At 62.3% G+C, this 16,067-nt stretch carries 9 protein-coding genes and 1 pseudogene; 3 read left to right on the top strand and 7 right to left on the bottom strand.

Going from position 1 to position 16,067, the window contains the following annotated elements:
• Both EOS_RS46975 and EOS_RS07650 read left to right on the top strand, forming a co-directional pair.
• Window positions 1–362: pseudogene (locus tag EOS_RS46975) on the top strand (hypothetical protein); the annotation flags it as partial.
• A 139-nt stretch (window positions 363–501) separates the two neighbouring features.
• On the top strand, window positions 502–1,581 hold the full coding sequence (locus tag EOS_RS07650) for a TAXI family TRAP transporter solute-binding subunit (protein ID WP_075645294.1): 1,080 nt from the start codon (window positions 502–504) through the stop codon (window positions 1,579–1,581).
• A 55-nt stretch (window positions 1,582–1,636) separates the two neighbouring features.
• Here EOS_RS07650 and EOS_RS07645 read toward each other — a convergent pair whose 3' ends face one another.
• The 5 genes from EOS_RS07645 to EOS_RS07625 form a co-directional block, all read right to left on the bottom strand.
• Window positions 1,637–4,369, bottom strand: a complete 2,733-nt coding sequence (locus tag EOS_RS07645; RefSeq protein ID WP_047846012.1) for an MGH1-like glycoside hydrolase domain-containing protein — start codon at window positions 4,367–4,369, stop codon at window positions 1,637–1,639.
• Between the two features lie 41 nt (window positions 4,370–4,410).
• Window positions 4,411–6,360, bottom strand: coding sequence for an amylo-alpha-1,6-glucosidase (locus EOS_RS07640; RefSeq protein WP_047846011.1), 1,950 nt, complete (start codon window positions 6,358–6,360; stop codon window positions 4,411–4,413).
• Complete coding sequence (locus EOS_RS07635; RefSeq protein WP_047846010.1) at window positions 6,357–6,833, bottom strand: nuclear transport factor 2 family protein; 477 nt, start codon at window positions 6,831–6,833, stop codon at window positions 6,357–6,359. The genes EOS_RS07640 and EOS_RS07635 overlap by 4 nt, the downstream gene beginning before the upstream one ends.
• A 59-nt stretch (window positions 6,834–6,892) precedes the next feature.
• Window positions 6,893–8,173: a DUF445 domain-containing protein gene (locus EOS_RS07630; protein ID WP_047846009.1), complete on the bottom strand. Its 1,281-nt coding sequence runs from the start codon at window positions 8,171–8,173 to the stop codon at window positions 6,893–6,895.
• A gap of 96 nt (window positions 8,174–8,269) precedes the next feature.
• On the bottom strand, window positions 8,270–8,674 hold the full coding sequence (locus EOS_RS07625) for an ACT domain-containing protein (RefSeq protein WP_047846008.1): 405 nt from the start codon (window positions 8,672–8,674) through the stop codon (window positions 8,270–8,272).
• 100 nt (window positions 8,675–8,774) lie between these two features.
• Between EOS_RS07625 and cynS the strand changes: the two genes are divergently transcribed.
• Entirely contained in the window at window positions 8,775–9,224 is a 450-nt protein-coding gene (gene cynS / locus EOS_RS07620; protein ID WP_047846007.1) for a cyanase, read from the top strand.
• Here the strand turns inward: cynS and uvrA are convergent.
• Window positions 9,218–15,052, bottom strand: coding sequence for an excinuclease ABC subunit UvrA (uvrA, locus tag EOS_RS07615; RefSeq protein WP_047846006.1), 5,835 nt, complete (start codon window positions 15,050–15,052; stop codon window positions 9,218–9,220). The genes cynS and uvrA overlap by 7 nt on opposite strands.
• 229 nt (window positions 15,053–15,281) lie before the next feature.
• The coding region (locus EOS_RS07610; protein ID WP_047846005.1) for an ATP-binding protein at window positions 15,282–16,067 on the bottom strand (786 nt) is incomplete at its 5' end.

Below are 16,067 nucleotides of genomic sequence, written 5' to 3'. Positions count from 1 at the left end.
CAGCGCAGCCCGACCCGGAGCCTGAGCCTGCGGCCGCGGCCCGGATTCCCGCCGACATTCCCTCTCCGCCTGTCATTCGCACGCTCGCACCCATCACCGAAGCCATCCCGGTGCGGGCGGCCATCGTGTCGCCTCCCGTCGCGGCCAACAGTGCGCCGGCGGTTATGCGCAACAGTACTCGTCCGCCGTCGCCCACGGCCACCCGCACGCTCGCGTCAGGAGACAACGCGACTAGCGGAACGCAACCGCATGCGCCGGGCGTCACTGCCACCAATCCCGACGACGAGGAGCGAGCGATCCTGCAGTCGGGCTGGACCAAGAACCAGCCGTCACAGCAACGTCCGCCCTTGCAGCAAGAGTAGGAGCCGTAGAAGGAAGACAGGAGACAAGGAACAGGAGATCCTTTAAGGAGGCTAAAGGCCGCGCCCGGAGACGCAGGCCACCGTGATCCATCCGTGTAATAAAAGTTGGCCAACACACTAAAACGGCTCACACGACATCATGCGCAAGACTTTCTTCATTCTGTTCGCCCTCTTTGGGCTCGCCGGCCTCGTTGCGGAGGCCCATGCGGAAGTCGACTATAAAATCGTCACCGGACCGGAACGAGGCACGTACATCCAGATCGGCCAGGATCTGGCGAAATGGGTAGCCGATCCGATCGGCATGAACCTCGACGTGCTTGCGTCGAAGGGTTCTGCCGAAAACGTACAGCGCATGCGCTACGAGCCGGGCGTGAAGTTCGCGCTCGTGCAGTCGGACGTGTACCAGGCGTATCTGGATATGGCGAAAAGCGGCAACGCGGAAGCGGGCAAGATCATCGAGCCACTGCGGCTCATCATGCCGCTTTATAACGAAGAGATTTACTTCGTGGTGCGATCTGATTCGCCGATGAACTACATCCACGAGATCAAGGACAAGAACATCAGCGTAGGACTGATCGGCAGCGGCACGGCCCAGTCCGCGACCACGCTCTACAGGCTGATGTTCAACCAGTCCATCCCCGACCAAAACGCGCAGCACTACAGTAATGAAGACGCGCTCGCCAAGCTGATCGTGCGCAAACTCGACGTAGCGGTCATCGTGGCGGGCCAGCCGGCCAAGCTGTTCCAGGACCTGAACCCGGACCTGCTGAGCCAGATCAAGCTGCTCAAGCTCGATCCTTCAGTGCCCGAGACAGCGCGTGCCGAGCAGACCTATTTCCCGGCCACCATCCGCACGTCGAGTTATCCGAACTGGATCAAGGAAGACTCACCGACGCTGACCGTGAAAGCGTTTCTCGTGACTTACGATTACAACCTGCGCGGCACGGTCGGCGCGATGTCGCAATTCGCCGATTCGCTCTGCGCGCACTTCGACGAACTGCAGGCCAACGGCCATCCGAAGTGGAAGCAGGTGAAGCTGGAATTGCCACCGCTCAGTCGCGGCTGGAAATACTATCCGCCGATAGAAAAGCGCTTGCGGGCGTGTATCCGCAAGATGGCGGCGGGCAGCGGCAACGCTGAAACGCCCGTGACGCAACGAGCGCCGAAGCGCTCGTGCACCGAGGCCGAAAAGATATTGATGTTGTGCAACAACGAATGACTTTCAGTCACCGAAGCGGCGTTGGCAGAAGCAGAGGCGCACTGAACGCGCGCCCCTACTTCGTCACCAGCTCCACTTCGGGCTGAACTTCGCCACCCACCGGCAGGCTCTGCGCCACGGTGCTCACGCGCGGCTGCAGGAGCAACGCGACCAGCCCGCTCCAGCCCGTCTGATGCGACGCGCCAACACCACGCCCCGTGTCGCCATGGAAGTACTCGTGGAACAGCACGAGGTCGTCCGAGCGCGGATCGGCCTGCAGTTGCGGATACGCGGCCATGACGGGACGCACGCCGTTCTTGTCCTTCAGGAACAGGCGCGTCAGGCGTCGCGCGAGTTCATCGGCGATCTCGCTCAGCGAAAACTTATGGCCCGATCCGGTCGGATATTCCACACGGAAATCATCGCCGTAATAACGATGAAATTCGTATAGCGATTCGATCAGCAGATAGTTGACCGGCATCCAGATCGGTCCGCGCCAGTTCGAGTTGCCGCCGAACACGCGCGAATCCGATTCCGCCGGGAGGTACTTCACGCCGAAGCGGTCGCCGTTGTGCTCCAGCACAAACGGCTTGTCCCGATGTACCCGGGACAACGCACGCACGCCGTAGTCGGAGAGGAACTCGCTTTCGTCGAGCATGCGCCTGAGCAGCGCCTTCATCCGATGTCCGCGCAACACGGACAGCAACAGGCTGTTGCCCTTGCCCGGTTCGTTCCAGCGCGACACCAGCTTGGCCAGATCCGGCCGGTGCTGGAGGAACCACACAAGCCGGTCCCGCAGTCCCGGCAACTGGCCGTGCAAATGCTCTTCCAGCACATGTACCGCGAACAGCGGAATCAGACCGACGATGGAGCGGATGCGCATGGGTACGCTCGTGCCGTCGGGGAGTTGCAGCACGTCGTAGAAGAACTCGTCGGTTACGTCCCAGAGGCCGGTTTCGCACGTATCGCTGCAACTGACCGCCTCGGCGATATATAGGAAATGCTCGAAGAACTTCACGCCGATATCGACGAACACATGATTCGCCACCGCCAGTTCCAGCGCGATGCGCATCAGGTCGAGCGCGTACGCGGCCATCCACGCGGTGCCGTCCGACTGGTCGATGCGACCGCCCGTAGGCAACGGCGCCGAGCGGTCGAAGATGCCGACGTTATCGAGCCCGAGAAAACCGCCCTGGAAGATGTTGCGGCCGTCGGCGTCCTTTCGGTTCACCCACCAGGAGAAGTTCAGCAGCAGCTTGTGGAAAACAAGCTCGAGAAAGTCGCGATCCGCCTTGCCGGTGATCGCACGATCGATTTCGTAGACGCGCCATGTCGCCCATGCGTGAACCGGCGGATTGGCGTCGCTGAACGCCCACTCGTAGGCCGGCAATTGCCCGTTCGGATGCTGGTAGCGGTCCTTCACCAGCAGCAGCAATTGACGCTTCGCAAACGCCGGATCGATAAGCGCAAAAGCCGCCGCATGAAACGCGAGATCCCACGACGCGTACCACGGGTATTCCCACTTGTCCGGCATCGAGACAATGTCCGCGTTGCACAGATGCCGCCAGTCGGCATCGCGGCCACGCTTGCGGCCGGGCGGCGGGGCCGGCTGCAACGGATCGCCGTCCATCCAGCGGGTGACATCGAAGAGGTAATACTGCTTCGACCACAGCATGCCCGCAAGCGCCTGACGCTGTACGAGCCGCTGATCGGCGTCGTTCATTTCGTGTTGCAGGCCCGCGTAAAATGCGTCGGCTTCGGCGATGCGGCGGGCAAACAGCGCGTCGATATCAAGCGGTTGGCGGTCGGTGTCGGCATCCGATTCCGGACGCCAGCGCATGGTCACCACCGTGCGGCTATTCGGTGCGAACTCGAGATGCACATGCGCTGCGGCGCGGGTGCCGGTATCGCCTCGAACCGCTGTTTCTTCGCCATGCACGATGTAGTCGTTGAAGCCGTCCTTGAACGGCCCCGTGCCGTCCATGTTGAACAAGCGCCTAACGTTGGTTTCGTTCTCGCAGAACAGCCAGTCGACGGGTGCGCCGTCGCGGGCTTCGGCGGTCACGACCATCGGCGCGTGGCCGTCGCTTTGCGCGATCACGCGGCTGCCATGGGCATCCGTATGCAAGGTCAGCGAGGGTTTCTTCGACGACTGCCACGACCACGTATTGCGTGCCCAGATCTGCGGCAGCAGATCGAGCGACGCTTTATGATCCGCGCGGTTCTCGACCGTCACGCGCATCACGATATCTTCAGGCGTGTTTTTCGCATATTCGACGTGGACATCGAAATAGTTGTTGTCTTCGAACACGCCCGTATCGAGCACTTCGTACTCCGGCATGTCCGCGCCGCGCCGGCCGTTTTCGGCAACGAGGTCGTCGTAGGGGAACGCGGCGTGCGGGTACTTGTACAGCATGCGCATGTAGGAGTGCGTCGGCGTGCCGTCGACGTAGAAGTACAGCTCCTTCACGTCCTCGCCGTGGTTGCCCTGCGCATTCGTCAGGCCGAACAAACGTTCCTTGATGATCGCGTCGCGGCCGTTCCACAGGGCGAGCGAGACACACCAGTTGAGCTTGTCGTCACCGAAACCGGCAATGCCGTCTTCGCCCCAGCGGTATGCCCGGCTGCGCGCATGATCGTGCGGAAAATAGTCCCAGGCGGTGCCGTTCTCGCTGTAGTCCTCGCGCACCGTGCCCCATTGACGCTCGCTAAGATACGGCCCCCAGCGTTGCCAGCGCGCACAGTCAGTGGAATGGAGCCGGGCTCCTTCGATGGTGTCGAGAGACTTGGTAGCACGCAGTGGCGGCATGGGACGTCCTTGACTAAAAGCGTGACGGAAAGACCGATAATCTAGCGCGTTTGCGGCATGTCGGCAGAATCGGCGCTGAGCAAACGGTCGAGGCGCATGAGTTCGCCCAGCGACCACGCCTGGAATGGCGTCCCGCCAGGCCTATGCGGCGCGTCGCCGTCCGCGACTTCGGAAATGTGGTCGACGCCCGCACGATGAAGATGGTCGTGCAGCGGTTTCAGGAAGCGCTGACGGGCCTCGGCTTTCGATGATTGGCCGTTGTCATGAACCCTCAGCCACGCTTCGACAAACGGCCCGAGCAGCCACGGCCAGACCGTGCCTTGATGATAGGCGCCGTCGCGTTCCAGCGGCGTGCCGGTGTACCGGCCCTTGTAGGCGGGGTCGTTCGGCGACAAGGTCCGAAGCCCGAGCGGCGTCAGTAAAAGTTGCTCGCATTGATCGACGATAGCGCGCGCGGTTTCGCTATTGTCGATCAATGAGAATGGCAGCCCGCCTACCGCAAAAAGCTGGTTCGGACGAATGGAGCGGTCGATCTTGCCCGGCTCGTGATCGGCGTCGACCACGTCGTAAAGCGCACCGCTGGCGGGATCGATGAAACGTTGCTGAAAGGTGTGAGCCGCGCGCGTGGCCAACTCCTTCCAGCGTGGATTCCATGCAGCCGCTATGCGCAGCGCGTTGATCCACAACGCCTGCACTTCCACAGGCTTGCCGATGCGCGGCGTCACCACCCAATCGCCCACCTTGGCGTCCATCCAAGTCAGTTGCACGCCGGGAACGCCAGCCCGTAACAGGGCATCCTCCGGATCGGAAGCGATCTGAAAACGCGTGCCGCTTGAGTAACCATCGAGAATGGCATCGACGGCTTGCTGCAAACGGTCCTGCGTTTCCCTTTGAGCGTGGCCCGTAACGAGATAGTCGTGCACGGCGATCACGAACCACAACGACGCATCCACCGAGTTGTATTCCGGCACACCGCTGTCCGGAAAGCGATTCGGCAGCATGCCTTCGGAGATCGTGGCGGACCATTCGAGCAGGATCGATTCGGCGTCGCTGTATCGGCCGGATGCGATCAGCAAACCACGCATCGCGATGAAGGTATCGCGGCCCCAATCGGTAAACCATGGGAAACCCGCGAGGATGGTACTGCCTTCGTTTCGCGCCACGATGTAGGCATCGGCGGACCGGTCCAGCGGCGTCGGGAAAGCGGCGCGGCGCGTGCGTTCAGTATCGGCAAGAGACTTGGCGGTATCGATAGCGCTTGTCTTCGGACCTTCGTTCGCGCTCAATACGAGCACCGCTTCGCCGCGCGACAGATCGAAGGAAAAGATCCCGGGCGTAGCGAGGTCTTCGTTGAAATCCATGCCGCGTTCGCGCTCGACCGTGTAGCAGAAGTTGCGATACCAATCGGGTGCGTGGACATACGATCCATTCGATGCCGCCACGACCGCCGGCACGTCGCCATACGCTTGCCAGCGAACCTGATCGCCGGCAGCCGTATAGCTGAAGTTAAACGCCTGGTTCTCGTGATGCAGCGCGTGGTAATCGCGCCCGGAGAGCAAGGGCCGGACTTTCAGCGTGAACTCGTTGCCGTCGAGGCGCCAGCGCAGCACGGTCTGCCCGCTCTGCTTCGCGACGAATACCTCGGCGGTCAGGATGTGGTTCTCGCCTATCTGGAAGCGCCACGTCGGCCAGGGTTCGGTATCGAAGGAAAGCAGGCTTTCGGAGGGGTCCGGCCAGACCGAACCGGAACCGTAGCGTTGCATGGACAGCGGAATGCGCATCTGCCCCGATGCATCCTCCAGCCACGCTTCCACGCCGTTCACCAGTACCATGCGTCCCGCAGGCGGGCGCGTGGCCGTGAGAAGCAGCGCGTGGTATCTGCGAGTGCGTTCGGTGCCGGCCGTGCCCGACGCGAAGCCGCCAAAAGCGTCGGCTTCGAGCCATTCGTCGTCGAGACACCCTTCAATAGCCGGACATTCGAGACGGGTCATTTTTTGAGTTGCTGCCGATATGCCCGAAGACCCTTGCTCGCCTGCGCCCGGATCTTCTTCTGCACGAACGACGACCAGCCGAGCAACCAGCCCTTGAGTCCGAGCGCCTGACGGCTCCAGGTCCAGAGGTCGAAGCTGTCGCGATGTTCGAAGATCAGGCCGTCGCGGATCGCGAAGCGTGAGGTGACGCGATTGACCACCTTACGCCCGGTCTGCGAAAAACGATAGCTCGCGACCCAGTTCGCCGTCGCCGTCTGGCCGACGGTCTTGATATCGCTGAAAGTCAGTGAGAATTCCGACGCCCGCGATAGCAGCATGCGCCACATGTCCGCCGCTTCACGCCCGCGCAGGACGCCGAACACCGGATCGCTGAATTCCACATCGGGCGCGTAACACGCGGCCATCGCTTCAGCGTCGGAACGCTGAAAGGCTTCATAGAAGCGCTGGATCAACGCGGCGTTCGGGTCCGTCATATTCGGTCTCTTTAAAAGGAATTTAGCTGACCGCGGCTACAAGGTTTTGATTGCGAAGCTTAAACCATGAACATGGACACTGCGTGAATGATCAGACCAACCGCGCCGCCCACCAGCGTGCCGTTCACGCGGATGAACTGCAAGTCGCGGCCCACGCTCAGTTCCACGTCGCGCACGAGCGTGGCGTCGTCCCAGTTGCGCACCGTCGCGGCGATATGTTTCGCGATGCCGTCGCGCAATTCCGGCGCGAGGGACTTGAGCGCGTCGCGCATGTGCTCGTTGATCGATTCACGCAGCGCCGGATCGCTTCCCAGCGCCGCCGCGAACGACGCCGATGCGCCCGTCACCTTTTTGTTGAGCGCCGAATCCGGCTGCGCAAGGTCGCGGCGCAGCCAGTCCTTGAATTCGTCCCACAGGCCATTCACGTAGGTGCGCAATTCAGGGCGTTCGAGCCATTCGCGCTTGTGCTGGTCGATACGCGCGCGGAATGCCGGATCGGACTTCAGGCGTTCGATGAAGCCTTCCACCGTCCTGTCGAAGGATTGACGGCGCTCGTGCTCCGGGTTTTCGCTGATGTCGTGCAGCCATTTGTTCGCGCCACGCACCAGGCCGCCCGCGAACTTGCTGCCAAGCTCTTCTGCGCTCAGGCCCACGAACCCGAGCATGCCGATCAGCTTCGGGTACTCCTCGCCGGCCACGTCCAGGATCTTGGCCGCGAGGATTGCCTGCACTTCCTCGCGATCCAGCCATTGCGTGAGTTCGCGCAAGCCCTCGTCGAGCAGCAGTTGATGGCGACGATCCACCGTCAGCGTGGACAGCAATCCGCCTACCGCGCCGGCCAGATCGAATTGTTCGGCGCGGCGGCGCAGGGCCTCGTGGAGCATCGTTTTGACGCGTTCATCGTCGACGAATTCGAGCATCTGGCCCGCCGCCGCGACTGCTTTCGCGCCGAGCAGCGCCGCGTTCGCCGGTTCCGCGAGCCACACCGCGAGACGGCCGGCCGGATCGAAGGCGTTCACGCGGGCGACCAGCGCGTCCGTGCCGAGAAATTTGTCGCGGACGAATTCCGCGAGGTTATCGGCGACGCGCGCCTTGTTCGCCGGCAGGATGGCCGTGTGCGGGATCGGCAGGCCGAGTGGGTGGCGGAACAGCGCGACGACCGCGAACCAGTCGGCCAGCGCGCCGACCATCGCGGCTTCGGCGAAGGCCGAGACCCACGCCCAGGCGCCGGCGTCGTGTTGGCTCTTGGCGAGCAAGAACAATGCCGCTGCCGCGACCAGCAGGCCGGCGGCGAACCATTTCATTTTCTTTAGTGCGAGTGCTTTGTCCTGCGTTGCCATCGTGGTATGGGGGTTTTCTTTGGTGGAATAAGGCCGCCAGCATACCAGTGACGCGGGAGCCGGGTGAATGGCGAGGGAGGGGTTTGAGGGCGCTGCTTATAGTCCGTTGCGCTGGAGTTGCTGCAATGCAACCATCGCGGCGCCGGCGGATTCGATGGGGACGAAGATGTGATCGTGGTACGCGGCGGCGACGACATTGCAACTGACGTTTGCCTTGCCAAGTGCGGTGGCAAACGCCGCGGTCAGGCCGACCGCCTGGAGGTCGGAGTGGACCGTCAGCGTGATCCAGGCGGCGCGGAACAGCGGCTCGATACCTGCTCTTTGCGCCTCGCCCTCTTCCACTATGACGGTCAGGCCCTCGCGCTCGCGGAATGTAGCTAAAGGCACTATATCTCCGAGGTCAGCGGAAAAAGGCACGCTTGCGTAGACGTACACGCCCGGCTGGAGCTCGGGCGACATGGATACGAGCAGGGTGTTCAGATCGTTGATGGGGTTCGTCATGATTTGGATCTCTTGCGGTTTTTTTGTCCGCCAGCCAACCGCGCAATACGCCGATACACTCGCTTGACCAACCCCTTAATCAGGATAAGGAGCGACACGAATGATTTCCGATCGCAGCGAAGTGACTCGCATGATTCTCGCCGCCAAGGTGAGCAAAGGGCTGAAATGGGCCGACGTGGCGGAGAAAGTCGGCTTGAGCAAGGAATGGGTAACGGCCGGCTGTCTCGGGCAGATGACGTTCTCCAAAGCGCAAGCCGAAGTCGTCGGCGGCCTCTTCGACCTCTCCGACGAAGCCGTCGCCTGGCTGCAGATTGTGCCCTATAAAGGCTCGCTGCCGACCGCCGTCCCGACCGATCCTCTCATCTACCGATGGTATGAAATAGTGAGCGTTTACGGGACCACGATCAAGGAACTGATCCACGAGGAATTCGGCGACGGCATCATGAGCGCCATCGATTTTTCGATGGATATCCAGCGCGAACCCGATCCCAAAGGGGATCGGGTCAACGTGGTTTTATCGGGCAAGTTCCTGCCCTACAAGAGTTACTGAACGGCCTCGGCCGTCTCCGTTCCGCGTTCCAGCACGGGCCGCAGCGCCGCGCCGGTGTGGCTGCGCGGATTCTTCGAGAGTGTGTCCGGATCGGTCGCTGCCACGATCGATCCACCTTCCGTGCCACCTTCCGGCCCGAGATCGATCACCCAGTCGGCTTCAGCGATCACATCCAGATCGTGCTCGATCACCACCACCGAATGCCCGCCATCCACCAGCCGATGCAGCACGCGAATCAGCTTGGCGACGTCCGCCATATGAAGGCCCACTGTCGGCTCATCGAGCACATACAGCGTATGTGGCGCCTTCTGCCCGCGCCGGCCGATATCGTCTCTTACCTTCGACAACTCCGTCACCAGCTTGATCCGCTGCGCCTCGCCGCCTGACAGCGTCGGCGAAGGCTGGCCGAGCGTCAGATACCCCAAGCCCACATCCTTCATCAGTTGCAGCGGATGCGAGATGCTTTGCATCGCGGAGAAGAATTCGACGGCCTCGTCGATTTCCATCGTCAACACTTCGCCGATGTTCTTGCCGCGCCACGTCACAGCCAGCGTTTCCGGATTGAAGCGCTGGCCGTGGCAGACGTCGCATGGCACTTTCACATCGGGCAGGAAGCTCATGGCGATAGTACGCACGCCTTGACCTTCGCAGGCCGGGCAGCGGCCTTCGCCAGTGTTGAACGAGAAACGCGACGGCGTATACCCACGCGCGCGGGCTTCGAGCGTATCGGCGAAAAGCTTGCGGATGGTGTCCCACATGCCGATATACGTCGCCGGACACGAACGCGGCGTCTTGCCGATCGGCGTCTGATCGACTTCCAGCACACGGTCGATGGTCTCGAACCCCGTCACTTCCGTGCAACCCTGCCAGCGATGCGTGACATCGAACTTCGCGCGCGGCGCTTCGCGTGACAGCACGCTTGAGCGATTGCGCGCGGGCATATCGGCTTGCGCGGTCTTGCGTGCACGGCGCGTTGCCGGCGACGACAAAACCGAGCGGCCGACCGCATCGAGCAGATTGGTCATCAGCACGTCGCGAGCGAGTGTCGACTTGCCGGAACCGCTCACGCCCGTGATGGCAATCAAGCGGCCAAGCGGCATGCTCGCGGTGACGTTGCGCAGATTGTGCAGCGTTGCGCCGTGAACCGTGAGCCAGTTCTCGGGCGTCGCGGCGCGCTTGGCGGTAGCGGTTTTTACGTCGCGACGCGCTTGCAGCGGATGCTGGATCGGGTTCGCCAGATACTGGCCCGTGAGCGAATCCGGCTGCGCTGCGAGATCAGCCACGCCGCCCTGCGCCACCACCGTGCCGCCGCGTTTCCCGGCACCCGGACCGATATCGATGATGTGATCCGCCCGGCGAATCGTGTCTTCGTCGTGCTCCACCACAACCAGCGTGTTGCCCTTGTCGCCGAGTTTTTTCAGCGCGTCGAGCAGGATCTTGTTGTCACGCGGATGCAGCCCGATGGTCGGTTCATCCAGCACGTAGCAAACGCCCTGCAAGTTGCTGCCGAGTTGCGCGGCAAGACGGATGCGCTGCGCTTCGCCGCCCGAGAGCGTCGGCGCAGCGCGGTCCAGGCTCAGATAACCAAGGCCGACTTCTTCGAGGAACAGCAGACGCCCTTCGATCTCACTGACCACATCGCGGGCAATATCGGCATCGCGGCCCTTGAGTTTCAGCTTGTTGACCCAGCCACGCGTCGCGGTGACTGTCCAGCGGCCCACTTCTGTTATCGGCTGATCGCCGAACGTCACCGCCCGCGCGACTTCGTTCAGGCGCGTGCCGTTGCAATCCGGGCACGGTTGATCGCCGACATCGTCCGGTTCCTGTTGCGCCGATGGAATCGTCTGCTCGCGGCCGCGGCCGTCGTCTGAAAGCACCGTGTCGTCGTAGGCTTCGCGCTGTTCGCGCGTGAGCTTGACGCCCGTCCCCACGCAAGTGTTGCACCAGCCGTGTTTGCTGTTGTACGAGAACATGCGCGGATCGAGTTCGGGATAACTCGTGCCGCATACCGGACAGGCACGTTTGGTCGAAAACACCCGCATCTCGCCGATGTGTTTCGTCCCCTTCTTGCCGCCATTCAGCGCGCTATGCAGGTCGTCGAGCGGCGCAAGCAGGTGCATCACGCCTTTGCCGAGCTCGAGCGTCTCCAGGAGCATCGCTTTGAGCGAGGCTTCGTCGTTCGCGCTGACGATCAGATCGCCGACCGGCAACTCGATGGTGTGCTCCTTGAAGCGATCGATCTTCGGCCACGGATCGACGGGCAGGAACTCGCCGTCCACGCGCAAGTGCGTATGGCCGCGTGTTTTTGCCCACTTCGCGAGGTCCGTGTAAATACCCTTGCGGTTCACCACCAGCGGTGCAAGTAGGCCGATATGCTGGCCTTTGAAATCCCGCATGATCTGCGCGACGATCGATTCGGGGCTTTGCGCTGTCACCGGTGCGCCGTCGTGGACGCAATGCTGGATGCCAAGCTTCACGTACAGAAGCCGCAGGAAATGCCAGACTTCCGACGTGGTAGCGACCGTGCTTTTACGGCCGCCACGCGATAAACGCTGCTCGATCGCCACCGTCGGCGGGATGCCATAGACGGCGTCCACTTCAGGACGCCCGGCAGGCTGCACGATCGATCGCGCGTACGCGTTCAATGATTCCAGATAACGGCGCTGGCCTTCGTGGAAGAGGATATCGAAGGCTAAGGTTGATTTGCCTGAACCCGATACGCCCGTGATCACGTTGAACTTGCCGTGCGGAATGTCGACGTCGAGCGACTTCAGGTTGTGCTCGCGTGCATTGACAATGCGGACCACGTCTTCGCCCTGCAACGCGCGTCGCGCTGCCGCGACCTCAGCGGCGAGTTGCAACGGAACGCCTGCTGCGCGCTTCTGCGCTGCGCCCGGCGCCATCGCTTCTTCGTAGTCGAGTAGTGCCTTGCCGGTGTGCGATTGTTCGCATGCCGACACATCGTCCGGCGTGCCGACGCAGACGACCAGACCGCCCGCATCGCCACCTTCAGGACCGAGGTCGACGATCCAGTCGGCGGCACGGATCACGTCGAGATTGTGCTCGATCACGATCAGCGAATGGCCGCGCTCCAGCAGGCGTCTTAGCGCTTGCATCAACTTGGCGATGTCGTCGAAATGGAGGCCAGTTGTGGGTTCGTCGAACATGAACAAGCGGCCCGGTTTATTACCGCTTGCCTGTGCCGTTTCCGCGAGAAAACCAGCAAGCTTCAGGCGCTGTGCTTCGCCGCCGGAGAGTGTTGGGACCGGTTGACCGAGCTTCACGTATTCAAGCCCAACGTCGACTATAGGCTGCAACACCCGCAGCACTTCCTTGTCTTTCGCAAAGCAGGCAACGGCTTCGCTCACAGTCAGATCGAGCACATCGGCCACGCTGAGCGACTTGCCATCGCGCTCAATCTGCACGTCCAGGATTTCCGCCCGGTAACGCCGTCCATCGCAATCCGGACAACGCAAATAGACGTCGCTCAGGAACTGCATCTCGACGTGTTCGAAACCCGAACCGCCGCAGGTCGGACAGCGGCCATCGCCGGAATTGAAGCTGAACATGCCCGCGCTATAACCGCGTTGCGCAGCGAGCGGAGCCTTCGCGAACAGCTTGCGGATCTCATCGAATGCGCCAACGTAGCTCGCCGGATTCGAGCGCGCCGTGCGACCGATAGGCGATTGATCCACGAAGATCACTTCGCTCAACGCATCCGCGCCTTTCAACGCGCGGAATGCGCCCGGCGATTCGGTTGCCTTACCAAAATGGCGCTGCAACGCGGGCGCAAGCACGTCTTGAATCAGCGTCGATTTACCCGACCCGGATACGCCCGTCACGCACACAAGCCGCTGCAACGGAATCTCGACCGTTACGTCACGCAGGTTGTGTTCGGTCGCACCTTCGAGCACGAGCCACGGCGTTTTTGCATCGACCGCACGACGCTGCCAGTTCGACGCATGCGCCACATGCTTGCGGCCGCCGAGGTACGCACCCGTCAGCGTGTCGCTATGCTCGATCTCGTTTGGCAGCCCGTCATAGACAATCTCGCCGCCGCGTTCGCCCGGTCCCGGACCCATGTCGATGAGACGATCCGCTGCGAGCATCACCGACGGATCATGCTCGACCACCACGAGCGTATTGCCCGCGTCGCGCAACCGGTGCATGGCTTCGACAATGCGATTCAGGTCGCGCGGATGCAAACCGATGCTCGGTTCATCGAGGACAAACAGCGTGTTCACCAGCGACGTGCCGAGCGCAGTAGTCAGGTTGATCCGCTGCACTTCGCCGCCCGACAACGTGCGGCTCTGGCGATCCAGCGTGAGATAACCGAGACCGACATCGCAGAGATATCTCAGGCGCGTGCGGACCTCGTTGTGCAGGAGCTTGAGCGCGTCGTCCAGCAGCGTGCTCGGCAAGGTCAGCGAGTCGAAGAACCGGCGGATACGATCGATCGGCATCAGCATCAGATCGTGCAGCGTCAGGCCCGGAAGCGCTTCGAGTTGCGCGCGCGTCCACTCCACGCCCGCGGGCAGGAAACGATCGGCCGGCTTCAACACGGCGTCCGCTTGCTCCTTTGTGCCAAGGCGCCACAGCAGCGCTTCGGTCTTGAGACGCGCGCCCTCGCACACCGGGCATTTCGTATAACTGCGATATTTCGACAGCAACACGCGGATGTGCATCTTGTACGCCTTCGATTCCAGGTAATCGAAGAAACGCTGCACGCCGTACCACTGGTTTTGCCACTTGCCCGTCCAGTCCGGCGAACCGTTGATCACCCAGTCACGTTCCTGTTGCGTCAACTCGCTCCAGGGTATGCCAAGGCGGATACCCGCTTTCGCGCCGTAGCGCAGCAGGTCGTCCTGATTCTCTTTCCATGCGGGCGTTTGCAGCGTCTTGACAGCTCCGCCGCGCAGGGTTTTACGCTCATCGGGAATCACCAGGCCGAGATCCACGCCGATCACCCGGCCGAAGCCGCGACACGTTTCACACGCGCCATACGCGGAGTTGAACGAGAACAACGCCGGCTGCGGATCGGCGTAGCGGATATCGCTTTCCGGACTGTGCAGGCCGGTGGAAAAGCGCCACGTTGGGACGTCCGCTTTTTCAGTCGCTTCTTCCCCCGACTCCGGCAGCACGTACACATTCACGCGCCCCGTGCCACGCAGCAACGCGCCTTCGATAGCCTCCAGCGCCCGCGACCGCTCCGTGTTCTGCAAGCGGAATCGGTCTGCCACCACGTCGAGCATTTGCCGGCCGCTCACATGCCGCTTCGCTTGCACGCGCGTATAGCCGCTGGCGGAAAGCCACTGCGCGACTTCTTCGTCGCTGGCGGATTCGGGCAGCTCAACCGGAAACGTGATCGCGATACGCGGATCGTTCGCCTTCGTGCGTTCAAGCAATTCGACGTAGATGGTTTCCGGCGTGTCGTGCCGGACCTGATGTGATGTCTTTTTATCGAAGAGCTCGGCGGCGCGCGCGTAGAACAACTTCAGGTGATCGTTCAGCTCGGTCATCGTGCCGACGGTCGAGCGCGAACTGCGCACCGGATTGGTCTGGTCGATGGCGATTGCTGGCGGCACGCCGTCCACGCGATCCACCTGCGGACGGTCCATCCGGTCGAGGAATTGCCGCGCATAAGCGCTGAACGTTTCGACGTAGCGACGCTGGCCTTCGGCATAGAGCGTATCGAACACGAGGCTCGATTTGCCCGAGCCCGAAGGTCCGGTCACCACGGTCATCTGGCCGGTATGCAGGTCCAGATCGATGTTCTTGAGATTGTGCTGGCGAGCGCCGCGAATGCGGATTGCGTTGTTGGATGCCAATTTTTCCTAACCGGTTCAATGAGTTAGATCGTCCACGAAGGCGCCTGGGCGAAGCCCGGCTCGCGCTGGGGAGCCGCCGTTCGAGGCGCAATAGTGAGATAACGGCCGATGAAGTCGACACTGTACACCCATACAGTGTTTTCGGCAGGGGCTCAACCCGACCTGGCGGAATACGAGGCTGGCTTGACCAGGCAGAATCGAAACGTCGCGTAGTGGAAATCGCCGCCCGTCAATCAAGCCTTCGCATCACGAGCCGCGCCTCCAGACCGCCTTGCGGACGATTATGCAGCGTGAGCGTCGCGTTCATCGTGAGCGTGAGTTGCCGCGCGATCGCGAGGCCGAGCCCGGTGCCGCCCGTGTGCCGGTTGCGCGAGCCCTCCAGCCGGACGAACGGCTCGAACACAGCCGCCAGCGATTCGGGTGGGATGCCCGGTCCGCGATCGAGCACGGAGATTGTCACCGTGCCGTCGCGCGGTTCATTCACTCTGATCTCGGCCTCGCCGGCGAACTTGAGCGCGTTATCCACGAGATTGCCGATGATGCGCCGCAACGCCTGTGGACGCGTCACCAGCTCGGCGCCGATGCGCCCGTGAAGCGACACCGTCTTGCCCGCATCAAGGTAATCGCAGACGAGGCTGTCGAAGAGCGCATCGGGATCGACGCGGTGCAAGACCTCGGTCGCGCCGTGCATCGTGCGCGCGTAGGTCACGCCCTCCTTCACGAGCGACTCCATCTCCTGCAGGTCCTGTTGCAGCTTCGCGCCTTGCGCGCTGTCGTCCATCACGTCGACCCTGAGACGCATCCGCGTGATCGGCGTCTGCAGATCGTGGGAGATCGCGGCGAGAATCTGCATGCGCTCGGTCATGTAGGTCGCGACACGGTCCTGCATGGCATTGAAAGCGCGCGCCGCCCGTGCCACTTCATCGGGGCCGTCCTCGGGCAGGCGCTCCGCCTTCAGGTCGGGGCCGAGTGTGTCGGCCGCCTGCGCGAGCTGCTCGAGCGGGCGAGTGGCGAG

Source organism: Caballeronia mineralivorans PML1(12), assembly GCF_001028175.1.
Taxonomy (GTDB): domain Bacteria; phylum Pseudomonadota; class Gammaproteobacteria; order Burkholderiales; family Burkholderiaceae; genus Caballeronia; species Caballeronia mineralivorans.
Note: the sequence above shows the minus strand (reverse complement) of the source record. Positions and strands in the feature narration are given on the sequence as shown.